This is a genomic window from Rhodococcus sp. S3, assembly GCF_058211795.1.
The window spans coordinates 664518-689067 of the sequence record NZ_CM177074.1 but is presented as its reverse complement, the minus strand read 5'-3'; the positions used below and the strand labels follow the sequence as shown (position 1 = coordinate 689067).

Below are 24550 nucleotides of genomic sequence, written 5' to 3'. Positions count from 1 at the left end.
GGAGGAACTCATGCACGACGACCTGCCTGTTCCTCCTGCTCCCCCTGTTCTGCACAACGGCACCGGGAATGCGGCACTGATCGCGGGGATCGTCGCCCTCGTCTTCGCATTCGTCCCCGTCATCGGAGACTTCGTCGCGATCCCTGTCGGGCTGGTCGCGGTGGTGTGCGGATGGATCGGTCTCGAACGTGCCGACAAGGGCACGGCCACGAATCACCGTGAGGCCCTGGCCGGTGCCTGCCTGGGCGCTGCGGCACTGTTCGCCGTGTTCGTGGTCTTCGCAGCGGTTCACAGCAGCACCGGATGAAACAGGCCCGCACGCTGTACGCGACGGGCCCTACCGGAGCCCCCTGTCAGGATTGAACTGACGACCGCTCGCTTACAAGGCGAGTGCTCTACCACTGAGCTAAGGAGGCACAGAACTCGACGGTCGCGGACGACGCGTGAGCGACGCCATCATATAGCGCGTCACACTCCCGGCGCGCACCCACCCGCCTTCGTTACGGTGGATTGCATGCCCACCCTCCCCGTTTCCCCCAGCCGTACCGGAGGCCGCGGACGGTGAGCCGCTTCGACGAATTCCTCGATCGACTTCTCGGTACCCGCCGCGCGACCATCGACGCGGTCACCGAGGCTCCGGCGCCACTCCAGCCGATCGATCTGACCGACGATGCGGTGGTCGCCGAGGCCCTCGACGTCGCCGTGCGTGTCGGTGAGGTCCTGCTCGCCTCGGGTACCGGTGCGATCGACACCGCCGAGCAGGTGCGGTTCGTCGCCGCCACCTACGGCCTGGCGCAGTGCGACGTCGACGTCACCTACAACTCGATCGTGCTGTCGGCCTATCGCGGACCGACGATGCCGCCGTCGAGCACGATGCGGGTGGTGCACTACCGCTCGATGGACTTCACGCGACTCGCGGCCGTCGACCGTCTGACCCGACGCATCCGCCGCGACGCGATCTCCCCGGCGCAGGCGCACGAGGAACTGCTCGCCATCACCACCAAGGCGCATCCGTACAACCGCTGGGTGGCGACGGTCGCGTGGTCGGCGATGGCCGCCTCGATCTCCGTGCTCCTCGGCGGCGACGCGCTGGTCGCGCTCGTCGCCTTCGGTTCGACGTTCGTGATCGACCGCGTCAACCGCAAACTCAACGCGGCCGGGTTGCCGTTCTTCTTCCAGCATCTGGTGGGCGGCATCGTCGCGACGGCCCCGGCGATCACGCTGTACGGGATACGGGAGACCATCGGGATCGAAGTGTCGCCGGGACTGATCATCGCGGCCGGCGTGACGGTGCTGCTGTCCGGTCTGTCGCTCGTGGGTTCGGTGCAGGACGCCATCACCGGTGCCCCCATCACGGCGTCGGCGCGTTTCTTCGAAGTGCTGATGATGACGGGCGGCATCATCGCGGGCGTCGCAACGACCCTGCGGGTCGCGTCGGTATTCGGCGCCGAACTCCCCCTCATCAGTTACGAGGCACTCCCCGACCTCACACAGCTGCCGACGAAGATCCTCGCCGGTGCCGCGGCGGCGTTGTTCTACGCCCTCGCCTGCTACGCCGAACGTCGGGCCCTCACGGTCGCCGCGCTCGCCGGCGCCACCGGCAGCCTCGGCTACCAGCTCGCGCTCGGGTTGTCGCTCGGCCCGATCATCTCGTCGGCGCTGGCCGCGACCGTCATCGGTTTCGCCGGTGGTCTGATGGCCCGCCGCGCGCTCACGCCGCCGCTGGTCGTCGCGGTCGCCGGCATCACGCCGCTGCTGCCCGGTCTCGCCCTCTATCGCGGCCTGTACGCGATGCTCCGCAATCAGATGGCCACCGGCATGACGGCGCTGTTCTCGGCGTTCGGTATCGGATGTGCGCTCGCCGCGGGTGTCACGCTCGGTGAGTGGCTCGCCCGCCGCACCCGCAATCCGCGCGGTGTCCTGCGCGTCGGTGCGCTGCGTCGCCCGCAGCTGCGGCGGATCCCCCGGATCCGGCTCGACACGAACCGCCCGGTGTGGCGCCCGGCGCCCGGCCCCGCCACCGGTCCCATCCCGATGGGATCGCTGCACACCGGCCCGATTCCCACAGCGCACACCGGCCCGATACCCACAGCTCCCGGGACGGGCCCCATCGCGACGGGACCGATCGCGACCGGCCCGATACCCACGGGCCCGATCGCGTCGGGTCCGCTGGCCACGGGCCCGATACCCGTCGATTCACACGGGTCGTCGAGCAGGGAGTCGGGATCGTCCGTACAGACGACGAGAGCCACGCTGCGCTTTCGGCGCGGGCGTGACTCTCGGCGGATCTGACGGAAGCGTTCAGCTGCCCTGGCGGGCCTTCTCGTCGGCTTCCATTGCGTCGCGAAGGCTCTTCGGACGCATATCGGTCCAATTCTGCTCGACGTACTCGACGCAAGCGGCGCGCGACTCTTCGCCGAATACCACCCGCCACCCCTGCGGAACCTCGGCGAAGGTCGGCCACAGCGAGTACTGCTCCTCATCGTTGATGAGGACGTAGAAGCGGCCGTCTTCGTCGTCAAATGGATTCGTGCTCATCTCGCCTCACTTGTTGCGTAGGTGTGATGGTCCGATATCCTACCAAGCTCGTCGATTCCTCCCCCGGCTCCGGGCAGACGGAGCTCTCGGCGTTCGACGATCGAGGTGAGGATCTCACCCGCGCGGATCGCTGCGTTGGACAGCAACGACGCGGTCAGACCGTGTGTCTTCTCGGTTCCGCCCTGGAGGTAGACGTCGGCCGTGACGTTCTCCGGCAGCGGCAGACGGTAGTCGCGGGCGACGGACAGGACCGGCGTCTCGGGCGCGAGATCGCCCAGCAGCGGTGCGAGGGGCGCGGGCTCGAAGCCGGTCGCGAGGACCACCGCGTCGCACTGGAGGGTCTCGGTGTCGCCTTCGAGATTGTCGCGGATCTCGACGGTGACTCCTGCGTCGCTCTCGAGCGCCGATACGACCTCCGAGGCACGACGCATGAACAGTCGGCGACGACCGCTCACCCGTTCGCGGTACTCGGTCGCGTAGAGCGCCTCGATGAGTTCGGGCGAGACGACCGAGTAGTTGGTGCTGCGGTGCAGGGCGAGCAGCCGCTCACGCTCGGACAGTGGGGCCGCGTGCAGCTCGTCGACGACTTGCGGGTCGAAGATGCGGTTCGCGTACGGGCTGTCGTCGGCGGGGCTGTACCCGAAGCGGTTGAAGACGTTGTGGACCTCGGCCTGCGGGTAGTGCGTGTGCAGGTACTGCACGACCTCGGCAGCGCTCTGCCCTGCGCCGACCACCACGAAGCGCTGGTGCTGCGGCTCCGGCATGTCCTCGATGTGGAAGAGGAAGTGGTGGTTGTGGAAGCAGCGGGCAGACGCGACCGCCCACTTCGGGAGCCGGGCACGCAGTCCGACTCCGACCACGACGCTGTGCGCGTACACGACGGCGCCGTCGGCGGTCCGCACGGCGAACAGGTCGGCGATCCCGTTGTGGTTGCGGACGGTCTCGACCGAGACGACCTCGGTTCCGTAGCGGACGTCGGCGTCGACGCGCGTGGCCGCCCACTGCAGGTAGTCCTGGAACTCGTGACGCGTGGGGAAGAACGTCTGGTGGTTGACGAAGTCCACGAGACGGCCACGGTCGTGCAGGTAGGAGAAGAAGCTGTACGAGCTCGTGGGGTTACGGAAGGTGACCAGATCCTTGGGGAACGCGATCTGCATCGTGGCGCCCTCGAGCAGCATGCCCGGGTGCCAGGCGAAGGCCGACTGACGTTCGAAGAATCGTGCCCGGATCGCCGAGGAGGGGTTGTCGGTGTTGTGCTCCTCGACAGCGATCGCGAGCGCCAGGTTCGAGGGGCCGAAACCGATACCGACGAGGTCGAAGACGTCTCCTTGCGAGTTGCCCTCCGACCTCCCCGCGTCATCGGCGACAAGGCTGGAACGGTCGGTCATCACTCAACTTCCGTACTAGGGGGGCCGGAGGGGCCCGTGATCGGTTCGTACGAGACTCGAAGGTAGCTCAGGCTAACCTTTGTTCGGTGAGCGTACCAGTGCCCGACGGTCCGCGGGACGTCACGATCTCCCGGATCACAGGGACCTTCGTCGCATTTCGCAGACGACGGGCGCGGTGGATCGTGACTGATTCCACCGCGCCCGCCTGCCGATTTCCCCTGCCAGGGGACTCCCCTACGAAGCCAGGAAGTCCACCAGGATCTTGTTGACCGCCTCGGGCCGCTCGAGATAGCCGTAGTGCCCGGCGTCCGGGATCTCCTCGTAGCGCGCACCCGGAATGGCGTCCGCGACCTCGCGCGACAGATAGGCCGGGATCATCCGGTCGTCGGCGAATCCGACGGCCAGGCACGGCACGGTGATGCCCCGGTAGGCCGCGCGCCGATCGAACTCCCGGTCCATGCCGAGCTGCGCGCGCACGCCCGCCGACACCTTTCCGCCGCTGAACTCGAAGACGTCCAGCCAGTCGCGGGCGGTGTGCTCGTCGGCCAGCGAGGCCGGCGACAGATTCATCACCGCCGTGACGGCGGCCTGGTACTTCGGTGGCAGTTCGACGCCGCTGTCGTAGAGCTGGCGCTCCCCCTCGGTGAGCGTCAGCTGGAACTGGTCCATGCGGGCGTGGCCGGCCAGGAAGACGGCCTTGCGGACGAGCTCGGGACGGGCGAGCGTCAACTCCTGCGCGACACGCGCACCCATCGACGTGCCGATCACGTAGGCGGGACCGCCGAGCAGTTCGATCAGGCCGGCGGTGTCCTTCACCAGGTCGTCGATGGTCATGCCGCCGAGGCTCTCGCCCGACGGTGCGATGCCGCGGTTGTCGAAGGTGGCGACCCGGTAGCCGGCCTTCACGAGCGCGGGCACCTGGTGCAGATCCCACACGCGCCCCGGACTACCCGTTCCCATGATGAGGACGACGAGATCGCCCGTTCCCTTGACCTGGTAGTTCAGCGGGATGCCGTTCACGGTGGCAATGGGCATGAATACCTTCCTCGACGAGAGCGCGGTTGTGCGCCGCGGGTCGGCGCCGTGACGTCGCGCACCGGAAACACACACGGTGTACCTACAGCACGACCGTCCTACGGTACCGCGACGTAGACGTGCAGGACCGTGCCAGGACCGACCTCGGAAGGCGGGTGGCGGCGAGCTGTCCGATTCTCCTAGAGTCGAAGGACGATGCGTGCTCGCACAGAGCAGCGACCCCGGGAGGACATCATGGCCGCGGACCCGACCACCGCGAACGACATCGCCGACGAGGATCTCGAACCCGTCGCCGACGAAACCGCACGACAGGCGCAGCGAGTCGTCGCCGCCTACGCAGAGAATGCGGACGAGTGCCGCATGCTGCTGTCGATGCTCGGCATCGGTCCCAGCGACAAGCACTGACGAGCACGACACCCACCACGGTGCCGGTGACGGCACCCACCCTGCCGGGCCGGTGACGGCACCCACCCTGCCGGGCCGGCGACGGCACCGGCCCCGAAAGAGGACCACAACGTGACAGCAGGCGAAGCGGACGCAGCGGGGAACCACGACTCGCACGCCGGGTCGGACTTCGTGGTCGTCGCCAATCGCCTGCCGGTCGACCTCGAACGGCTTCCCGACGGCACCACCCGCTGGAAGCGCAGTCCGGGCGGCCTCGTCACCGCGCTCGAGCCGATCCTGCGTTCGAACAACGGCGCCTGGGTCGGCTGGGCCGGTGTGGCCGACGCCGAGTCCGGCGTCATCGTCGAGGACGGTCTGACCCTGCACTCGGTGCGGTTGAGCACCGAGGACATCGCCGACTACTACGAGGGGTTCTCCAACGCCACGCTGTGGCCGCTCTACCACGACGTGATCGTGCGCCCGGAGTACCGGCGCGAATGGTGGAACTCCTACGTCGAGATCAACCGCCGCTTCGCGGAGGAGACCGCGAAGGCCGCCGCGGAGGGCGCGACCGTCTGGATCCAGGACTACCAGCTGCAGCTGGTGCCGAAGATGCTGCGGATGCTCCGCCCCGATCTGACGATCGGCTTCTTCCTGCACATCCCGTTCCCGCCGATCGAGCTGTTCATGCAACTGCCGTGGCGCACCGAGATCGTCGAGGGTCTCCTCGGCGCCGATCTCATCGGCTTCCACCTCCCCGGTGGTGCCCAGAACTTCCTGTATCTCGCCCGACGTCTGGCAGGGGCCCAGACCTCCCGCGGCAACATCGGTATCCGGTCGAAGCTCGGCGTGGTCCAGGTCGGCTTCCGCTCGGTGCGTGTCGGTGCCTTCCCCATCTCCATCGAATCGGGCCGGCTCGACCAGCAGTCACGCAGCAAGGCGATCCGCGATCGTGCCAAGGCGTTGCGCAAGGAACTCGGCAACCCGAAGAAGATCCTGCTCGGCGTCGACCGGCTCGACTACACCAAGGGCATCGACGTGCGGCTCGACGCGGTGCACGAACTCCTCGCCGAGGGTCGCATGGACCCGAAGGACACCGTGATGGTGCAGCTCGCGACCCCGAGCCGGGAACGCGTCGATTCCTACGTCCACATGCGCGGCGAGATCGAGCGGACGGTCAGCCGCATCAACGGCGAGTACGCCGAGGTGGGGCGTCCGGTGGTGCACTACATCCACCGGCCGGTCCCCCGCGACGAGCTCATCGCGTTCTTCGTCGCGGCCGACGTCATGCTCGTGACCCCCTTGCGCGACGGTATGAATCTCGTCGCCAAGGAGTACATCGCGTGCCGCAGCGATCTCGGCGGCGCGTTGGTGCTCAGCGAGTTCACCGGTGCCGCAGCCGAACTGCGGCAGTCGTTCCAGTGCAACCCGCACGACCTCGAGGACGTCAAGGACAAGATCCAGGCCGCGATCGAGGTGCCGCGCGAGGACGGCCGCAAGAGGATGCGTGCGCTGCGCCGTCAGGTGCTCACGCACGATGTGGACCGCTGGGCCCGTTCGTTCCTCGACACTCTCGCCAACACCAATGCCGCCGGGCGCGCGCTGATCGCGCCGGGTGAGGCCGGCGAACCCGACCCCACCTGACGGCCCCCTCCTAGATCGGCGTCAGCCGGCTGACGAGCCAACGCCCGTCCTGCTTTTCGAGTTCGACGCGCACCCGGCTGCCGCTGCTCACCGCTTCGGGGTTCTCCGAACTCGTCGTGATCTGGTTGAGGAACAGCAGGGTCACGGCACTGTCGGCGTCGGCGGAGACCACCGACGACGCCTGCACGCTCACCTGCACGCTGATCGCCTTCTCCTTGGCGCCCGGCGCGATGATGTTCTTCATCAGATTCGTGTACTCGTCGCGGAAGTCGCCGGTGAGGCCTTCCGCAGCGGCCTCGGTCTGCGCGTCCACCTGATCGTGGGTGTAGGCGAGCATCGCGACCGCCTGTTCCTCCGCAGCGACCCGCGCGTCGGTCCGCGCCGTCTCGGCGGCGGACTGCTGGACGGTGCCGTAGGCGAGCCACCCCACCAGGACCGCGAAAACCAGTGCCACGATCGACAATCCGATCGCGATGTGCGGCAGGTACGAGGCCTTCGGATCCGAAGTCGCGTCCGGGACCGAGGCGGCGGCGGCCGAGGTCTCGGCGGCGGCGGTGGATCCGCCCGTCTCCTCGGTCTTGTCGGACACAGTGCCGGACACGGCTTCGTCGGTCTTGTCGAGCGTCACGCGATCGTCCTTCTCGTCGGTCACGGCACGAACTCCACCTTCGACGCCAACAATCTGCCGTTCTCGTCGCAGATCGTCACCCGCAGACGGAAGTCGCGCGCTTCGGGTTCGGTCTGGTCGGCGTTGCTCACCATCGCGCGGGAGGCGACGAGCGACGACGCGCACGTGCCGTCCTCGTTCTGGATCCCCGCCTCGAGGACCTCACCGGTGGTGTCGACACCGGCCTGCTGCACGACCTCCACGAAAGGTCCTTCGCGGCCCTCGAACTCGGCCTTGAAATCACCCGTCGCGCCTTCGAGCAGACGCGCGACGTCGGCGTCGGCGGTGTCGGCGTTGATGGTGGTCAGGTTGAGCACCGTCTGCCGCGCGGCCTGCAGGTACGCCTCCCGACGCTCGTCGCGTTCGTTCGCGGACTGCCGGTCGACGATGAGCCAGGCCCCGACCGCCACGAGTGCGATCACCAGCACGGACGCGATGATCGCGACCGGCTTGGCCCATCTCGGCTTCGTCTTCATGTCGATCTCGTCTGCCATCAGCCCTGCTGCGCCTTCATGTAACTCTCCAAGCTCCGATCTCCACCGAGATCGGCGTGCGTGTACACGGTGCCGTCGGGACCAATGTACGTCCCGGTCTGCGGATCGATCCGTCGCGCCGCGACCCCGGCGGGAGCCGTGTCGTCTCCCCCGCCGTAGGAGGCGGGTGTGGGTGCGACATTCTCCGAGGCCACCGGCGTGGGCGGCCCGGTCCACGGATTGTCCGAGTAGGTGGGGCTGTACCCGGTGCGGCACATGTCGGGCGTCGGTGCGCGACGGCCCGGGTACTCCATGCACGGCAGGTTCCGGGCACCGCGGATCGCATTCGGATAGTCCTGCGGCAGTTGGCAGAAGACGTCGCCCGGGGTGTCGACCATGGACGTGTCGGCCGGGCTGCGCCACTGTTCCGGCGGCACGAAACCGGCCAGGCACGGCGGCGGATCGTGCAGCTGCAGATGGAAGTCCACCACGGCACCGTCTTCCGGTGGGCCGTCGCCGGCCGCGGTGATCAGGGCCGTCGTCATCGGCGGGTACAGCACCAGGATCTGCTCGATGCCGGCGTTGTAGATGACGCCCACCTCGCCGACGCTCACCAGATTCGCGAGCAGCAGCGGCAGCGTCGGTTTCAGGTCCTGCAGCAACGATTCGGCTTCGGCAGCGGCTCCCGGCCCGACGTCGAGCAGGGCCCGCAGGTCGGGATCGCTCTCGCGCAGACGATCGGTGAAGGTCACCATGTCGCGTGTCCACGACCGGATGGCGTCGCTCGTGACCACCTGCGTGTCGAGCAGCGGACCGATCTGATCGATCAACTGCCGTGTCTCGGCGCTGTTCGCCGAGGCCTCCTGCACGAACAGGCGCGTCGAGTCGATCAGTTCCTGCAGTTCGGGTCCGGAGCCGTTGAACGCGTCGAACGCCTCGTCGACCACCGTCTGCAGTCGCGTGTCGCCGATCGAGGCGAGCAGCACGTCGGCCTGGTCGAGCAGGGCACCGACCTCCTGAGGCACCGTCGTGCGGTCGACCGGGATCACGTCGCCGTCGGCCAGACGTTCGCCGCCCGAGCCGTCGGCCCGGGGCACGAGATCGACGTACTGTTCGCCGACCGCCGACACGCTGCGCACGGCCGCGTCGACGTCGGCGGGGATCTTCGCGTCGCTGTCGATGGACAACTTCGCCTCGACGCCCACCGGCGACAGCGAGACGCTCCGGACGGTGCCGACGGTGTTGCCGCGGTAGGTGACGTTCGAATGCGGGTACAGGCCGCCGGTCGACTGGAGTTCGACGACCACCTCGTACCGCCCGACCCCGAACAGGGCGGGCAGCCGCACGTACATCAGCGCCATCACGACGAGTCCGACGACCGTGAGGATCGCGAAGATCGTGAGCTGGATGCGGACGAACCGCGTGAGCATCATGGTGCGGGCACCCCCAGGGGAAGGCCGGGAATGGTGATCTCACCGATGCCGGGGATCGTCAGTTTCCCTTCGGGACCGGGCGGTGGCGGCGGTGGCGGTTCGAGCGGTGCACGGAACGGATCGGTCGCCTGCGCAGCGAGTCCCGCGTCGCGGCCGAGGATCCCCTCCGGACCCGCGAGACGTCCCGCGAGCGGCGTCCCGGACAGGAAGTTCAGGTCGAGACGTTCGAGACTGAGGTCGATCGTCATCGCGAGGTTGGCGTAGTCGCCGCGGATGATGTTGTTGATGCCCGCCTGCGGGAAGGGATAGGTGAGCAGCACACCGAGCACCTCGGTCAGGGCACTGCCCGAATCGGCCAGCGCCTTCAACGTCGGTGCGAGCCCCTCGAGGTTCGCCTTCAGGTCGTCGTTCGAGGTCTCCACGACCCGGCTGGCCACGGTGCTCAGCTCGCCGAGCGAACTCATCGCGGCCGTGAGGTTCGATCGCTGGTCGGCCAGCACCTCGATCGCGGGCGGCAGTTCCTCGAGAGCCCGGACGAGTGTCGCGTTCTGGTCGTTCACGGTCGCCGCCAGACGGTCCATGCCCTCCAGCGCGGCGATGATGTCACCGCGCTGCGTATCGAGAGTGGAGACCAGTTCGTCCAGGCGCGGGAGCAGGTTCCGGATCGAGTCCTCCCGGCCGACGAGCGCCGCGTTCAGCTCGGTGGTGATGTCGTTGATCTGCGCGAGTCCACCACCGTTGAGCACCACCGACAACGACGAGAGCGTCTGTTCGGTGGTCGGATACGCACCGGCGCGTTCGAGTGGGATGACGTCGCCGTCCTCGAGGCGGCCCTCCGGGGGTTCGCCGACGGGCGGGATCAGTTCGAGGTGCTGCGATCCGAGCAGGCTCGTCTGACCGATCCGCGCGAGCGAGTTGGCCGGAACGATCACGCCTTCGTCGAGCGAGACCGTCACGAGCGCGTGCCAGCCGTCGAGTTCGATCCCCGAGATCGACCCGACGGTGACGTCGTCGACTCGCACGGGCGAGTTCTGGGTCAGGGTCGTCACGTTGGGCATCTCGATCTGCACCCGGTAGGCGCCTTCTCCGCGGCCGGCGGTGCCGGGCATGGGAATCGAGTTGAGTCCACCCCACTCGCACGCGGTGAGTGTCGTGCCCACCGCGACGGCGGTGACCGCGACACCGAGGCGGCGGAACATCGATCGGCCGGTCATCGTCCTCCTCCCGGCTGCAGCAGGGAACCGAGATCCTGCGGGACCTGCAGCGACGGCAGGCCGCCGAGGATCCCGTCGAGCGGCGACGCCGCTTCCGACAGCGACGGACCGGGTGCGGTGCCGCGTCCTTCCGACGCCCCTTCGAGCCAGGGTTCGGTGTAGACGATGTCACCGTCGAAGGCCTGCACACCGGCCAGCGGGTTGACCAGCAGCGGAAGGTAGTTGGCGTTGATGGACGACAGCACCGGTCCGAGCTGCTGGCGGCACAGTTCCTCGCTGCGCTCGGAGGTCGCGTTGGCGGCGGCCGCGACCGACCCGCACATCCACTCGACGGGGTTGGCGAGGTTGTTGATCGCGAGTGCGCCCGTGAGCGAACCCTGCGCCGGCTTGTAGATGTTGTAGAAGTTCGCGAGGGAGGTCGGGCCCGAGTGCAGTACCCGCTCGATCTCGGGTCGCTTGCGGGCGAGCACCTCGGTCGCGTCGGCCAGTCGCTGCACCGATTCGGTGAGACCGGCCCGGTTGTCCTGCACGAACCGCTGCACGTCGCCGACGGCGATGTTCAACTCGGACAACGAGACCCCGAGCTGGTCGGAGCTCTGCGCGAGCACGTCCGAGACCGACGCGAGTCGACCGCCGAACTGCACGATCTGCTCGTTGCTCGACGAGAGGACCGATACGAAGGTCTGCAGGTTGCGGATCGTCGAGAACAGGTCGGTGCGCCCCTCGGAGAGCGTGCGCATGGTGTCCGACAACTCGCGCAGGGCCGCACGCACGGTCTGCCCGTTGCCCTCGAGATTGTCGGCGGCGGTGTCGATGAACCGGCCGAGGGATCCCTGCGGATCGAGTTCCTCGGGTCCGAGCGCTTCGGACAGCCGCATCAGTTCGGTCTTGATCTGGTCCCATTCGACCGGAGAGGCCGTGCGCTGCATCGGGATCGTCGTGCCGTCCTCGATCGTCGGACCACCCGAGTAGACCGGGGTGAGCTGGACGAAACGCGCCGAGACGAGGCTCTGCGCGATGACGACGGCCTTTGCGTCGGACGGGATCTCGACGTCGCTGTCGACCTGCATCGTCACGCGCACGAGGTCGTCGCGGGGTTCGATGTCGCTGATGCGTCCCACCGACACTCCGAGCACCCGCACGTCGTCGCCCTCGTACAGGCCGCTGGTGGAAGCGAATTCGGCGTGGATGGTGCGCTTGCCGAGGTCCGGCAGGACGAACACGGCGAGGGCGCCGAGCACGACGACGGCACCGATGATCGCCGCCATCAGCCAGGGTGGGCGCCGCCGGGTCGTTGCGGCGGTATCGGTACTCATTCGCCGTCCCTCTTGATCGTCGGGGGTTCGTCCGGGATCACGTCCTGCAGATCCTCGGGGAGGAGATCGGGTGCGACCTGGCTGTCCACCACGGCCTTCCACCACGGTGCCGGCAGGATGTTGGACACATAGGCGTTGAAGAACGGTCCGCTGGCGACGGATTCGCCGAGTGCGCTGATGTACGGGCCCAGACCGTCGAGTGCGCCGGCGATGTTCTCCTTGTTCGCCTGCAGGTTGGCCGTCACGAGGTTGAGCTTCTCGAGCGTCGGTGCCATCTGCGCCTGGTTGTCCTGCACGAGGCCGGTGAGCTGACGCGAGACGGACGAGATGTTCGCGATCAGTTCGGTGATGGCGTCGCGGCGCAGACTCAGTTCGCCGAACAGCGCATTCGCGTCGACGATGAGCGCGTTGACCTGGTCGCTGCGCTCGGCGAGGATGCTCGTCACGCCCTCGGCGCGTTCGAGCAACTGGTCCAGCGATTCGTCGCGGGCGTTGATCGACTGCGACAGGCGGGTCATGCCCTCCAATGCGCCCTGGATCTCGGGCGGGGTGTTCTCGAGCGACTGCGACAACGCGTCGAGCGACTCGTTGATCCGGTCGGTGTCGAGTTCGGAGACCGAGGTCGTGAGGTCGCCGAGAGCGTCGGTCAGCGAGTACGGCGAGTTGGTGCGTTCGAGCGCGATCACCGAGCCCGGGCGCATCACGCCGTCGCCACCGGGGCGCAGCGCCAGGGACTTCCGACCGAGAACGGTGTTGGTCTTGATGTCGGCACCGGTGGTGTCGCCGAGCCCGATACCGTCGCGGATACGGAAGGTGACCAGCACGGCCTGATCGTCGAGCCGCACGTCGGTGACGTCGCCGACGTTCACGCCGGCGAGCATGACGTCGTCGCCGGGGACGAGGCCACCGGCGTCCTGGAAACGGGCCGAGTAGCTCAGGCCACCGGAGAGGAAGTGCAGCTGGTCGTACTGCAGACCGGCGAGCACGATCGCGGCGGACACGGCCAGGCCGATGATGCCCGTCCGGATGTAGTTGGGGTCACGAGGTGCACTCATTCGACCTTCGCACACCTTCCCGTGTCGTGGTTCGCCGTGGTGTACCGGATGGTGGTGCCGTCCGGTCCGGAGAACTTGAAAGTATTGGCACAGAGGAAGAATTGGAAGAAGTTTCCGTATGCACCCACGCGGATGAGTTTCTTGTAATCGGAGGGCAGGCGTTCGAGCGTGCGGTTGATGTCGTCCTTGCCGAGGTCGAGCTGGGTCATGGTGCGGTTCGTCTCGGCGATGACCGTCTGCAGGTCGGGCCGGTTGTTCTGCAGCAGTGCGGCGAGATCCGCAGTGCCGGTAGCGATCTGCGGGATCGACGCGCCGATGGGATCACGGTCGGCGGACAGCCCGCCCACCAGGGTGTGCAGTTGTTCGATGGTGTTCTCGAACTCGCGATCGTGATCGTCGATCGTGCCGAGGACGGCGTTGAGGTTGTCGATGACGTCGCCGATCAGCTGGTCGCGGTCGGCGAGGGAGTTGGTGAACGAGTTGGTGTTCCCCAGCAGCGACACGAGCGTGTCACCCTGACCCTGGAAGACCTGCAAGAGTGCTCCGGAGAGGTCGTTGACCTGCTGCGCGTCGAGGCCCTGCAGCAGCGGCTTGAACCCGCCGAGGAGCAGGTCGAGGTCGAGGGCCGGTTCGGTCTGCTCGATCGGGATGCTGCCACCGGCGGGCAGGACGTCGACGCTGCCGGCGCCTTCGAGCAGTTCGAGATACCGGTCGCCGACGAGGTTCTCGTACCGCACGGTGGCGCGGGTACTGGTGAACAGCGTGTGCTTCGCGTCCACGTCGAACTCGATCTCGGCGGTGTTGTCGGGGCCGATGTCGACCTTCTTCACGGAGCCGACCTGCACCCCGGCGATGCGGACCTTGTCGCCGGTACCGAGACCGGAGACGTCCGTGAAGGTGGCCCGGTAGTTCTCGGTGCCGGTGAACCGCGCCTGGCTGAACACGACGGCGAGCCCGGCGAAGATCAATGCCATCGTGATGGCGAAGATCAGGAACTTGACGGTGGTCGCTCTCATCGTCACCGCCCGCCTGCGAGATGGTCGCCGAACAGGTACTGGAAGATCGTCGGGTAGCGGATCCAGGCCTCCGTTGCGGGCTTGTAGGGCGTTTCACCGGTGTTCGTCACGACGAACGGCGCGTGACCGTCGCGGCGCGGGTCGAAGTTCGGCAGGCCCCAGCAGTTCGGTCCGCCGCTCGCGCCGACCACGGGCAGATCCTGGGCGTCGTTGTACGGCGTGGCACCACCCATGAAGCTCGTGCTCAGGGTCAGGGCCGCGTACTCGCCGGTGCCGGCCATCGGCTCGAACGCCACCCGGGCGTCGTTGAGGCCGACGATGAAGCAGGTCAGTTCGGGCGAGTACTCACCGAGCAGACCGGTGGTGTGGCTCAGACTGTCGAGTGCGGTGGTCAACTGTGCTTCGTTCTCCCCCAGGACGTCCCGTCCGGTGTTCGCGAGACCGGTGAGGTTCATGAGCAGCAGGTCGAGCTGCTGTTGTTCGTCGACGACGGTGTTTCCGACGTCGGTGGCGTTGCCGATCGTGGTCATGAGGTCGGGTGCCGTGTCGGCGTAGACGTCGGTGACCTGCGCGGCCGAGACGAGATCGGCCTGCAGTTGCGGCAGCGACGGATTCATCTCGGCGAGATACGCATCGGCCTCGGACAGGGCGGCGCCGAGGGCGTCGCCGCGTCCGTTGAGCGCCTCCGACAACGCTCCGAGGGTGGCGTTGAGCTTCTCGGGCTGGATCTGGGCGAGCACGTCGGACAGGTGCTCGAAGACGGTGTTGAACTCGACGGTGACGTTGTCGGCCGCGATCACGGCGCCTTCCTGCATCGGCACGGAGGACGGATCGTCGGGGACGACGATGTCGACGAACTTGGCACCGAAGACGGTGGTGGATTCGATCGCCACCCGCGCGTTCGACGGAATGAGTTGCATCTGCCCGGGTTGCATGTCGAGATGCAGGACCGCGCCGGCGGGTGTGTGCTCGATCGACGCCACGCGGCCCACCTCGACGCCGCGCATCTTCACCTTGGCGTCGGGCTCCATCACCAGACCGGAGCGGGGTGAGGTGACGGTGAGCGGGACCGTCGAGGTGAACCCACCGGCGAACATCGTCAGTGCCACCGCGACGATCGCGGCGAGGCCGCCCACGAGACCGAAGGCGGCGAGCTTCTTCTTCCACGAAGGAGTGTCCATGTCGCGCGCCCTATCCCGACAGGTTGAAGTTGCCGGTCGCGCCGTAGACGGCGAGCGAGATGAGCAGGGTGACGGTGACGACCGCGACGAGCGAGGCCCGCACCGCGTTGCCGACAGCGACACCCACACCGACGGGGCCGCCACCTGCGGTGAAGCCGTAGTAGGTGTGGATGAGCATCACGGCGATCGCCATCACGATGGCCTGGACGAACGACCACAGGATGTCGGTGGGTATCAGGAAGGTCGTGAAGTAGTGGTCGTACACGCCGGCCGACTGGCCGTAGAGCACCACCGTCGCGAAACGACTGGCGACGAACGAGGCGATCACGGCGAGCGAGTACAGCGGGACGATCGCGATCATCCCGGCGAGCACGCGCGTGGACACCAGATACGGAATGGACGGGATCGCCATGGTCTCGAGCGCGTCGATCTCCTCGGAGACACGCATGGCGCCGAGCTGGGCGGTGGAGCCGGCGCCGATGGTGGCCGCCAGTCCGATACCGGCGATCGTCGGGGCCGCGATACGCACGTTGATGAAGGCCGCGAAGAAACCGGTGAGCGCTTCGACGCCGATGTTGCCGAGGGAGCTGAAGCCCTGCACGGCGATGATGCCGCCGGTGAAGAGCGTCAGGAACCCGACGATCACGACGGTGCCACCGATGACGGCGAGTGCGCCGGTGCCCATGCTGATCTCGGCGACCAGACGGACCGTCTCCTTGGGGTAGTGCATCAGCGCCCGGGGGACCGTCGCGAGGGCGCGCCCGAAGAACAGCGCCTGCTCCCCCACTCGGTCCACCGTGGACGACGCACGTGACATGCGCCGAACCGCACGGGGGAAGCGCCAGGACATCACTGCCATGAAATCTCCGCTCCCCTCATCCCGCGGTCAGCTTGATGCCGACGGCCGTGACGAGGAGGTTGACCACGAACAGCGCCATGAACGCGAACACGACCGTCTGGTTGACGGCGTCGCCGACACTTTTCGCTCCACCTTTGACATTGAGACCGAGATAGGACGCGACCAGCCCCGCGATCATGCCGAACAGCCCCGCCTTGACCTGGGAGATCATCAGTTCTCCGAAGCCGGTGAGCAGGGTGATGCCGTTGATGAACGCGCCGGGGTTGACGTCCTGGAGGAAGACCGAGAAGGCGAACCCGCCGAGGATGCCGATCGTGCACACGAGACCGTTGAGCAGCAGGGCGACGACGGTGGACGCGAGCACCCGGGGCACGACGAGACGCTGGATCGGATCGATGCCGAGCACACGCATCGCGTCGATCTCCTCGCGGATGGTGCGCGCCGCGAGATCGGCGCAGATCGCGGTGGCACCGGCGCCGGCGACGATGAGCACGGTGACCATGGGACCGACCTGCGTCACCGCGCCGAGGGCCGCGCCCGCTCCACTGAGGTCGGCCGCGCCGATCTCCCGGAGCAGGATGTTGAGGGTGAAGCTCACCAGGACCGTGAACGGCACCGCGACGAGCACGGTGGGCACGAGTGAGACGCGGGCGACGAACCATGCCTGGTCGATGAACTCGCGCCGTTGGAAGGGGCGACGGAAGGCCGCCCGGGCGGTCTCGCCGGTCATGGCGAACAGTCCGCCGACGGCCCGTAAGGGGACCTCGAGGAGGTCTACCATCGTGTGCCCCCTTCGATCCTCACGTCGTCGGCGCGCGGCCGATCGATGGCGTGTGCTGTGACCCGGGTCATAGTAACTAGAACGTGTTCACCTGTCAAAGATCCGCCGAGGGGCATCTCGATCCATTTCCGTCCGAACGGACACACGGGCGTCGACCGACGCGCATCGACACGCTCATAAGTGGGTTTACACTGGGGTTTCGCTGAGATTTCCGACGCAGGAACCGAGCTCGACCACGTCGCCACAGGAGGTCGTCACACTCGCGAGCGGGTCGTGACGACGAAACAAAACTAGAACACGTACCAGGCAGAAATACGAGGCCTGGCGAAAGCCGGAGAAACAGCCCGAGTGGGCGTGACGCTACCGGAATCCCCGGTGTCCGTCACCCGTGGTTGCAGGATCCGGCCCGGGGGCGAAGACACGGACCCCTGCTGTCCCCGAGCGGGAACAGCAGGGGGCCGGAACTAGAGATCGAGTGCCGCCGAGGCCGAGAACGTCCGGCCCGGGTCACGATCGGCGAAGTAACCGCCGAGCTCGTCGGCGAGCGCGGCGGGGGTCCACTGCCCGGCGGCATCGAAACGCTGTTCGACGACCGGTGCGGCCATCAGGGCCACCATGGGTCCGTAGACGATGAAGACCTGCCCGTTGACGCGATCGGCCGCCGGGGAGGCGAGATAGGCGACCAGATTCGCGACGTGGTCGGGCGAGAGCGGATCGATGCCGTCGTCCGGCGCGTCGCCGAAGACCGCTTCGGTCATCGACGTGCGCGCGCGGGGGCAGATCACGTTCGCCCGGACCCCGTACCGCTCGAGACCACGAGCGGCCGAGAGGGTGAGTGCGGTGATGCCGGCCTTGGCGGCGCCGTAGTTGGGCTGCCCGGGCGGACCGAGCAGACCGGCCTCCGAGGACGTGTTGACCAGGCGCCCGTAGACCGGTCCACCCTCCTGCTTCGACCGGTCGCGCCAGTAGGCCGCGGCATTGCGGGAGAGTAGGAAGTGACCGCGCAGGTGCACGGCGACCACCGAGTCCCATTCGTCATCGGACATGTTGGGCAGCATCCGATCCCGCGTGATGCCCGCATTGTTGACGACGATGTCGAGACCGCCGAACTTGCCCTGCGCCGCGGCGAGCATCGCATCGGCCGTCTCACGCTCGGCGACGCTGCCGGGCACGAACTCCGCCTCGGCACCGAGATCGCGGATCCGCGCGAGGGTGTCCTCCACCGCGTCGTTCTCCACGAGATCGTTGACCACCACCGATGCTCCGGCCCGCGCGAGCGCGAGCGCCTCGGCACGTCCGAGACCCGCTCCGGCTCCCGTGACGACGGCGACCCGTCCTTCGAGAGACACCCGATCGTCGTTCTCCACGCCACCGTTGGCGTCCGCACTCATCCACGTACTCCTCGAGATTCGGGCCGATTGCCGGCCGTACGCCGGTACTCTCCCCACCAGGACCCGGGGGCACCGAAAATGTAGAACTTGTTATTTTTCCTGACAAGGGCCGGGGCCGGTCACCGTCCGGCGCTCACGCCTCGGCGAGCGCCGCACGCGGGCACTGGGCGACGGCCTCGCGGACGGCGTCCTCACTACCCTCGGGTACGGGATGCGTGACGATCAGCTCGTCGTCGTCGTTGAGATCGAAGACGTCGGGCGCCAGCCCGACACACACGCCGTTCGCTTCGCAGCGGTCGAAGTCGACCTTGACATCCATTCCGGGACCTCGTTTCACATTCGCGCCGACCGATCGCGTCCAGACTAGAACGCGTTCCAATTCTGTGCAATGATTCGCGATGATCCCACAGAGACGATTCGCGGGGACACGCAGCGACGAAACGGAGCGTTCGTGGACATCTCCTACACCCCTGGGCAACAAGCCCTCCGCGAGGAATTGCGGGCCTATTTCGCACAGATCATGACACCCGAGCGCCGCGAGGCGCTCGCGGCCACGACCGGGGAGTACGGCTCCGGCAACGTGTACCGCGAGGTCGTGCAGCAGATGGGCAAGGACGGCTGGCTCACTCTCGGGTGGCCCGAGGAGTACGGCGGTCAGAACCGTTCCGCGATGGACCAATTGATCTTCACCGACGAGGCGGCCATCGCCGGCGCGCCCGTGCCGTTCCTCACCATCGACTCGGTCGCGCCGACGATCATGCACTACGGCACGGACGAGCAGAAGGAGTTCTTCCTCCCCCGCATCTCCGCGGGCGAACTGCACTTCTCGATCGGCTACTCCGAACCCGGCGCCGGTACCGACCTCGCCTCCCTGCGCACCACCGCGGTGCGCGACGGCGACGAGTGGGTCATCAACGGGCAGAAGATGTGGACGAGCCTGATCGCCTACGCCGACTACGTCTGGCTCGCCGCGCGCACCAACCCGGATGTCAAGAAGCACAAGGGGATCAGCGTCTTCATCGTGCCGACCGACGCTCCGGGCTTCTCGTACACCCCCGTGCACACGATGGCCGGCCCCGACACGAGCGCCACCTACTACCAGGACGTGCGTGTCCCGGCGTCCGCGCTCGTCGGTGAGGTCGACGGCGGGTGGGCGCTCATCACCAATCAGCTCAACCACGAGCGGGTCGCGCTCACCTCCGCCGGTCCCGTGCGCACCGCGCTGACCGAGGTCCGGCGCTGGGCGCAGGAGACGCATCTGCCCGACGGGCGACGGGTGATCGACCAGGAATGGGTGCAGATCAATCTGGCACGCGTCCATGCCAAGGCCGAATACCTGCAGCTGATGAACTGGGACATCGCCTCGAGCGCCGGCACCACCCCGCTCGGCCCGGAGGCCGCCTCCGCCAACAAGGTGTTCGGAACCGAATTCGCGACCGAGGCCTACCGGTTGCTCATGGAGGTCCTCGGCCCCGCGGCGACAGTGCGGCAGAACTCGGCCGGCGCACTGCTCCGCGGCCGGATCGAACGCATGCACCGCAGTTCCCTCATCCTCACCTTCGGTGGCGGCACCAACGAGGTCCAGCGCGACATCATCGCGATGACCGCTCTCGGCCAGCCGCCCGCCAAGCGTTAGAAAAGGACGCGCACGTGGACTTCACCCTTACCGAGGCCCAGCAGGATCTCGCAGAACTGACCCGCAGCATCGTCGCGGACATCGTCACCAACGAGCATCTGCGCACACTCGACGCCTCCGAGGACCGCATCGACCGCACCCTGTGGGACACGCTCGCATCGTCGGGCGTGCTCGGCGCCGCTCTTCCCGAGTCGCTCGGCGGAGACGGGTACGGGCCGCTCGAGCAGGCGAGCATCCTGCGCGAACTCGGCCGCGGCGTCGCCGCCGTTCCGTACATCGGCTCGATCGCCGCGTGCGCGTCGGCGATCGCGGAGTTCGGCACCGCCGAGCAGCAGGCCGAGTGGGGACGCCCCGCGGCGACCGGCGAGCAGATCCTCTCCGCCGCGCTCGCCGAGGAACTGAACCCCGACCCCACGGCCCCCGCGACCCGGGCGCAGGCCACGGGCGACGGGCACGTGCTCGACGGCGTGAAGATCGTCGTCGACGCCGCGCCGGTCGCCGACGGTTTCCTCGTCCCGGCCACCGTCGGCGACTCGGTGGCGGTGTTCCTCGTGCGACCCGACGATCCGGGTGTCTCGATCACCCGCCAGCAGACCACCGACTTCGACAGTCGCGGCATCGTCACCCTCGAGCAGGTCGCGCTCCCGGCCGACCGTGTCCTCGGCACCGACGGCCTCGCCGTGGCGACGTGGTTGCGCGACCGCAGCCTGCTCGGCTCCGCCGCCTACCAGTGCGGCGTCCTCGAACAGGCGCTCGAGCTCACCGCGCAGTACGCGCGCGAACGCGTCCAGTTCGACCGCCCGATCGGCAGTTTCCAGGCCGTCTCCCAGCGACTCGCCGACGCCTACATCGACGTCAAGGCGGTGCGACTGACCTTGTGGCAGGCCGCTTTCCGCATGGCCTCGGGTGAGCGTCACGACGACGCCCTGCGCACCGCGGCCTTCTGGGCGGCCGATGCGGGACACCGTGTCGCGCACACGACCGTGCACGTGCACGGCGGTGTCGGGCTCGACGAGGACCACCCGGTGCACCGCTACTTCCTCGCGGCCAAGCACCACGAGTTCCTGCTCGGCTCCGCCACCGACCAGTTGCGCGCGCTCGGACGCGAACTCGCCGACGTCCCGGCCTGATCGCATGACCGCCCTCACCGTCACCGAACTGCTCGAACGACTCGCCGACGTCGACGATCGGGGTCTGCGCTTCGAGGAGACCGAACTGTCGTGGCGCGAGCACGTCGCGCAGTCCCGGCGACGCGCCGCACTGTTGCGCGACCTGCTCGACGGCCCGGCGCCGAAGCACATCGGGATCCTCATGGACAACGTCCCGGAGTTCTCGTTGCTGCTCGGCGCCGCAGCCTTCTCCGGTTCGGTGGTGGTGGGCCTGAACACGACCCGGCGCGGCGCGGCGCTCGCCCGCGACATCGCGCTCGCCGACTGCCGGGTCGTGTTCACCGAGGCCGCCCATGCGTCCCTGCTCGACGGTGTGGATCTCGGCGACGTGCGGGTGATCGACGTCGACTCCCCCGAGTGGACGACGATGCTCGCCCCGTTCGCCGATACCGTCGTGGAGACTGCCGCGCCCTCCCCCGACGACCTGTTCATGCTGATCTTCACGTCGGGCACGAGCGGCGACCCGAAGGCCGTGCGGTGCACGCACCGCAAGTTCACCGATCCCGCGACGATGCTCGCCACGCGGTTCGGTCTCGGCCCCGACGACACCGTGTACGTGTCGATGCCGCTGTTCCACTCCAACGCGATGATCGCCGGCTGGTCGATCGGGCTCGCGGCGCGCGGCAGCATCGCCCTGCGTCGCCGGTTCTCGGCGTCGGGTTTCCTTCCCGACGTCCGCCGCTACGGCGTGACCTTCGCGAACTACGTCGGCAAGCCGCTGTCGTATGTGGTGGCGACTCCCGAGCAGCCCGACGACCACGACAACCCGCTGCGCATCGTGTACGGCAACGAGGCGTCGGCCGCCGACGTCACCGAGTTCACGCGGCGCTTCGGCGCGCGGGTGGTCGACGGGTTCGGCTCGACCGAGGGCGGCATCGCGATCGCGTCGGCACCCGACGCACCGGTCGGCGCCCTCGGCCGGCTTCCCGAGGGCATCGAGATCCTCGACCCCGAGACGGGGCGACCTTGCCCTCCCGCGGTGTTCGACGCGAACGGCAGGATCACCAACGCCGACGCCGCGACGGGCGAACTGGTCAACGTGCGCGGCGCCGGTCTGTTCGACGGCTACTACAACAATCCCGAGGCCGACGCCGAACGACTCCGCGACGGGCGCTATCACAGCGGCGACCTCGCCTACCGGGACGAGAACGACTTCGTCTACTTCGCCGGACGCAGCTCGGGCTGGCTCCGGGTGGACGGGGAGAATCTCGGTGCGGCACCCATCGAGCGCATTCTGATGCGGTACGAGGGCTTCGCTCAGGTCGCGGTGTACGGGGTGCCCGACCGCAACGTCGGCGACCGCGTGATGGCCGCGGTGATCCCGGCGGCAGGCTCCGACTTCGATCCGGTGGCGTTCGCCCGTTTCCTCGATGCGCAGACCGATCTCGGACCCAAGCAGATGCCCGGTCTGATCCGTGTCTGCAGCGAGTTCCCCCGCACCGCGACCTTCAAGGTCCTGACCCGTTCCCTGGCTGCCGAACGCTGGTCCTGCAGCGATCCGGTGTGGCTCCGGGAACGTGGTGATTCCGAATTCCGGCTGTTGTCAGACGAACTGGTGCACCTTCTCGAACCCGCCTCCGTCGGCACTTCTGCGCGATAGCGTCGTCCCGGGACCCGGGATCGCTCCCTTGCCGCTCTACATACCCTGGAGTATGTTCGGCGCACCCGAGAGGTCGGGACGCGGTTTCGTCGATGCGACCGTGGAAGAAGCGAGGATTCATGGGATCGGTGCCACGCGCGACCGCACACGCACTCGGCGGTTTCTATGCGCTGTCCCTCGACGCGTTCACCGCCCTGTTCCGCTCCCGCTTCCAGTGGCGCGAATTCCTCACCCAGTTCTGGTTCATCGCCCGGGTGTCGCTCGTGCCCACGATCCTGATGTCCGTCCCGTTCACCGTCCTCGTCGTGTTCACGCTCAACTCGCTGTTGCTCGAGATCGGTGCCGGCGACCTGAGCGGAGCGGGCGCCGGGCTCGGCGCCATCACACAGATCGGCCCGCTCGTGACGGTGCTGGTCGTCGCCGGGGCCGGCGCCACCGCGATCGCCGCCGACCTCGGTTCCCGCACCATCCGTGACGAGATCGCCGCGCTCGAGGTACTCGGCATCGACCCCGCCGCCCGGCTCGTGCTGCCGCGCGCACTGGCGTCGACCGCCGTCGCGGTCACGCTCAACGGGGCGGTGTGCGCGATCGGCCTGATCGGCGGGTTCTTCTTCTCGGTGACACTCCAGAACGTCGACCCCGGCGCGTACGCCGCGGGAGTCACGTTGCTCGTCGGTCCCGGTGAGCTGCTGCTCTCGGAGATCAAGGCGGCGGTCTTCGGTCTGCTCGCGGGCCTGATCGCGTGCCATCGCGGACTCTCGGTCAGCGGCGGCCCGAAGAGCGTCGGCGAGGCCGTCAACGAGACGGTGGTCTTCGCGTTCGTCGCGTTGTTCCTCGCGAACATGCTGCTCACCTCGATCGGTATCGCAGTGATGGGTCGGTGAACGCGATGAGCGTGGTGATGAGCCGATGAGTGTCACGGGGGCGGCCACCGGGCGGACTGCGCAGGTGGTGCGCCGCGTCGGCCATGGGATCTCGCGCAGCATCGACACCCTGGGGCGCCAGGTCGTCTTCCTCGTCGGCGCGCTGTTCTCGACGGTGCGAGCGGCCCGGCACTATCCGCGGGAGACACTGCGCGTCGTCTCGGAGATCGGTCTCGGCACCGGTGTGCTCGCGATGGTGGGCGGCAGCGTCGCCATCATGGGTTTCCTCACCCTGTTCGCCGGCGCGACCGTCGCCGTTCAGGGCTTCACCTCGCTCGGCAACATCGGTGTCGAAGCGCTCACCGGTTTCCTGTCCGCCTACGTCAACGTCCGGGTCGTCGCGCCCGTGACGGCCGGTGTCGGTCTCGCCGCGACCATCGGCGCCGGCACCACCGCGCAACTCGGCGCGATGCGGATCAGCGAGGAGATCGACGCGCTCGAGGTCATGGCCATCAAGTCGGTGCCGTATCTCGTCGGCACCCGGATCCTGGCGGGCCTGATCGCCGTCGTGCCGCTGTACTCGCTGTCGGTGCTGGCGTCGTTCCTGTCGAGCCGCATCGCGACCGTCGTGGTGCTCGGCCAGTCGCCCGGCGTCTACGACCACTACTTCGCGACCTTCCTGCGTCCCACCGACGTGCTGTGGTCCTTCGGGCAGGCGATCACCATGGCCGTGGTCGTCATGACCGTGCACAGCTACTACGGCTACACCACCACGGGCGGACCGTCCGGTGTCGGTGTCGCGACGGGTCGCGCGGTGCGGATGTCGCTCATCGCGGTGGTGACGGTGACCCTGCTGATCTCCCTGGTCCTCTACGGCAGCAGCCGCCAGCTGCACCTGGCGGGGTGA

23 protein-coding genes, 1 tRNA gene and 1 pseudogene are annotated in these 24550 nt (G+C 67.9%); 9 read left to right on the top strand and 16 right to left on the bottom strand.

Annotated elements, in window-relative coordinates:
- Positions 1–10: 10 nt before the first annotated feature.
- On the top strand, positions 11–307 hold the full coding sequence (locus tag AC0LPE_RS03220) for an FHIPEP family type III secretion protein (protein WP_145692988.1): 297 nt from the start codon (positions 11–13) through the stop codon (positions 305–307).
- A gap of 37 nt (positions 308–344) precedes the next feature.
- Here AC0LPE_RS03220 and AC0LPE_RS03215 read toward each other — a convergent pair.
- Positions 345–416: transfer RNA gene (locus AC0LPE_RS03215), tRNA-Thr, on the bottom strand.
- Between the two features lie 145 nt (positions 417–561).
- On the opposite strand from AC0LPE_RS03215, the pseudogene AC0LPE_RS03210 reads away from it, so the two are divergent.
- A pseudogene (locus tag AC0LPE_RS03210) lies at positions 562–1959 on the top strand (threonine/serine exporter family protein); the annotation flags it as partial.
- Positions 1960–2301: 342 nt separating this feature from the next.
- Here the strand turns inward: AC0LPE_RS03210 and AC0LPE_RS03205 are convergent.
- The 3 genes from AC0LPE_RS03205 to AC0LPE_RS03195 all read right to left on the bottom strand — a co-directional run bounded on the left by AC0LPE_RS03205 (position 2302) and on the right by AC0LPE_RS03195 (position 4961).
- Positions 2302–2538, bottom strand: coding sequence for an MbtH family protein (locus AC0LPE_RS03205; protein WP_006551884.1), 237 nt, complete (start codon positions 2536–2538; stop codon positions 2302–2304).
- On the bottom strand, positions 2535–3926 hold the full coding sequence (locus AC0LPE_RS03200; protein WP_145692987.1) for a lysine N(6)-hydroxylase/L-ornithine N(5)-oxygenase family protein: 1392 nt from the start codon (positions 3924–3926) through the stop codon (positions 2535–2537). The genes AC0LPE_RS03205 and AC0LPE_RS03200 overlap by 4 nt, the downstream gene beginning before the upstream one ends.
- A 234-nt stretch (positions 3927–4160) precedes the next feature.
- Positions 4161–4961, bottom strand: coding sequence for an alpha/beta fold hydrolase (locus tag AC0LPE_RS03195; RefSeq protein ID WP_016692418.1), 801 nt, complete (start codon positions 4959–4961; stop codon positions 4161–4163).
- 195 nt (positions 4962–5156) lie between these two features.
- On the opposite strand from AC0LPE_RS03195, the gene AC0LPE_RS03190 reads away from it, so the two are divergent.
- Positions 5157–5366, top strand: coding sequence for a hypothetical protein (locus AC0LPE_RS03190; RefSeq protein WP_016692417.1), 210 nt, complete (start codon positions 5157–5159; stop codon positions 5364–5366).
- 111 nt (positions 5367–5477) lie between these two features.
- Positions 5478–6989 carry an alpha,alpha-trehalose-phosphate synthase (UDP-forming) gene (locus tag AC0LPE_RS03185; protein WP_016692416.1) on the top strand — a complete coding sequence of 504 codons (1512 nt, stop codon included), beginning with the start codon at positions 5478–5480 and terminating at the stop codon, positions 6987–6989.
- A 10-nt stretch (positions 6990–6999) separates the two neighbouring features.
- Here AC0LPE_RS03185 and AC0LPE_RS03180 read toward each other — a convergent pair whose 3' ends face one another.
- The 12 genes from AC0LPE_RS03180 to AC0LPE_RS03125 all read right to left on the bottom strand — a co-directional run bounded on the left by AC0LPE_RS03180 (position 7000) and on the right by AC0LPE_RS03125 (position 18694).
- Positions 7000–7641: an Rv1363c family protein gene (locus tag AC0LPE_RS03180; protein ID WP_039585845.1), complete on the bottom strand. Its 642-nt coding sequence runs from the start codon at positions 7639–7641 to the stop codon at positions 7000–7002.
- Positions 7638–8150 (bottom strand): Rv1363c family protein, encoded by a 513-nt coding sequence (locus tag AC0LPE_RS03175; RefSeq protein ID WP_064851526.1) that lies wholly within the window; start codon positions 8148–8150, stop codon positions 7638–7640. Before AC0LPE_RS03175 ends, AC0LPE_RS03180 begins: the two co-directional genes overlap by 4 nt.
- On the bottom strand, positions 8150–9562 hold the full coding sequence (locus tag AC0LPE_RS03170; protein WP_490605590.1) for an MCE family protein: 1413 nt from the start codon (positions 9560–9562) through the stop codon (positions 8150–8152). Before AC0LPE_RS03170 ends, AC0LPE_RS03175 begins: the two co-directional genes overlap by 1 nt.
- Complete coding sequence (locus AC0LPE_RS03165; RefSeq protein WP_016692412.1) at positions 9559–10776, bottom strand: MCE family protein; 1218 nt, start codon at positions 10774–10776, stop codon at positions 9559–9561. The genes AC0LPE_RS03170 and AC0LPE_RS03165 overlap by 4 nt, the downstream gene beginning before the upstream one ends.
- Entirely contained in the window at positions 10773–12092 is a 1320-nt protein-coding gene (locus AC0LPE_RS03160) for an MCE family protein (protein WP_490605589.1), read from the bottom strand. Before AC0LPE_RS03160 ends, AC0LPE_RS03165 begins: the two co-directional genes overlap by 4 nt.
- A complete protein-coding gene (locus AC0LPE_RS03155; RefSeq protein WP_033096864.1) occupies positions 12089–13147 on the bottom strand; it encodes an MCE family protein in 1059 nt (352 codons plus the stop codon). Before AC0LPE_RS03155 ends, AC0LPE_RS03160 begins: the two co-directional genes overlap by 4 nt.
- Positions 13144–14163: an MCE family protein gene (locus tag AC0LPE_RS03150; RefSeq protein WP_033096865.1), complete on the bottom strand. Its 1020-nt coding sequence runs from the start codon at positions 14161–14163 to the stop codon at positions 13144–13146. Before AC0LPE_RS03150 ends, AC0LPE_RS03155 begins: the two co-directional genes overlap by 4 nt.
- A gap of 2 nt (positions 14164–14165) precedes the next feature.
- A complete protein-coding gene (locus AC0LPE_RS03145; RefSeq protein ID WP_016692408.1) occupies positions 14166–15344 on the bottom strand; it encodes an MCE family protein in 1179 nt (392 codons plus the stop codon).
- A gap of 10 nt (positions 15345–15354) precedes the next feature.
- Complete coding sequence (locus tag AC0LPE_RS03140; protein WP_026061170.1) at positions 15355–16203, bottom strand: MlaE family ABC transporter permease; 849 nt, start codon at positions 16201–16203, stop codon at positions 15355–15357.
- 16 nt (positions 16204–16219) lie between these two features.
- Positions 16220–16984, bottom strand: coding sequence for an MlaE family ABC transporter permease (locus AC0LPE_RS03135; protein WP_006551898.1), 765 nt, complete (start codon positions 16982–16984; stop codon positions 16220–16222).
- A 464-nt stretch (positions 16985–17448) separates the two neighbouring features.
- Positions 17449–18375, bottom strand: coding sequence for a 3-oxoacyl-ACP reductase (locus AC0LPE_RS03130; protein ID WP_016692406.1), 927 nt, complete (start codon positions 18373–18375; stop codon positions 17449–17451).
- Positions 18376–18508: 133 nt separating this feature from the next.
- On the bottom strand, positions 18509–18694 hold the full coding sequence (locus AC0LPE_RS03125) for a ferredoxin (protein ID WP_016692405.1): 186 nt from the start codon (positions 18692–18694) through the stop codon (positions 18509–18511).
- A gap of 132 nt (positions 18695–18826) precedes the next feature.
- Between AC0LPE_RS03125 and AC0LPE_RS03120 the strand changes: the two genes are divergently transcribed.
- From AC0LPE_RS03120 to AC0LPE_RS03100, 5 genes are all read left to right on the top strand, one after another.
- The gene (locus AC0LPE_RS03120) at positions 18827–20011 is read left to right on the top strand and encodes an acyl-CoA dehydrogenase family protein (protein WP_016692404.1); all 1185 of its coding nucleotides are present in this window, start codon (positions 18827–18829) and stop codon (positions 20009–20011) included.
- A gap of 14 nt (positions 20012–20025) precedes the next feature.
- On the top strand, positions 20026–21141 hold the full coding sequence (locus tag AC0LPE_RS03115; protein ID WP_016692403.1) for an acyl-CoA dehydrogenase family protein: 1116 nt from the start codon (positions 20026–20028) through the stop codon (positions 21139–21141).
- Positions 21142–21145: 4 nt separating this feature from the next.
- Positions 21146–22780 (top strand): long-chain-fatty-acid--CoA ligase, encoded by a 1635-nt coding sequence (locus AC0LPE_RS03110; protein WP_490605588.1) that lies wholly within the window; start codon positions 21146–21148, stop codon positions 22778–22780.
- A gap of 119 nt (positions 22781–22899) precedes the next feature.
- The gene (locus tag AC0LPE_RS03105) at positions 22900–23664 is read left to right on the top strand and encodes an MlaE family ABC transporter permease (protein ID WP_016692401.1); all 765 of its coding nucleotides are present in this window, start codon (positions 22900–22902) and stop codon (positions 23662–23664) included.
- 25 nt (positions 23665–23689) lie between these two features.
- Complete coding sequence (locus tag AC0LPE_RS03100; protein ID WP_443209388.1) at positions 23690–24550, top strand: MlaE family ABC transporter permease; 861 nt, start codon at positions 23690–23692, stop codon at positions 24548–24550.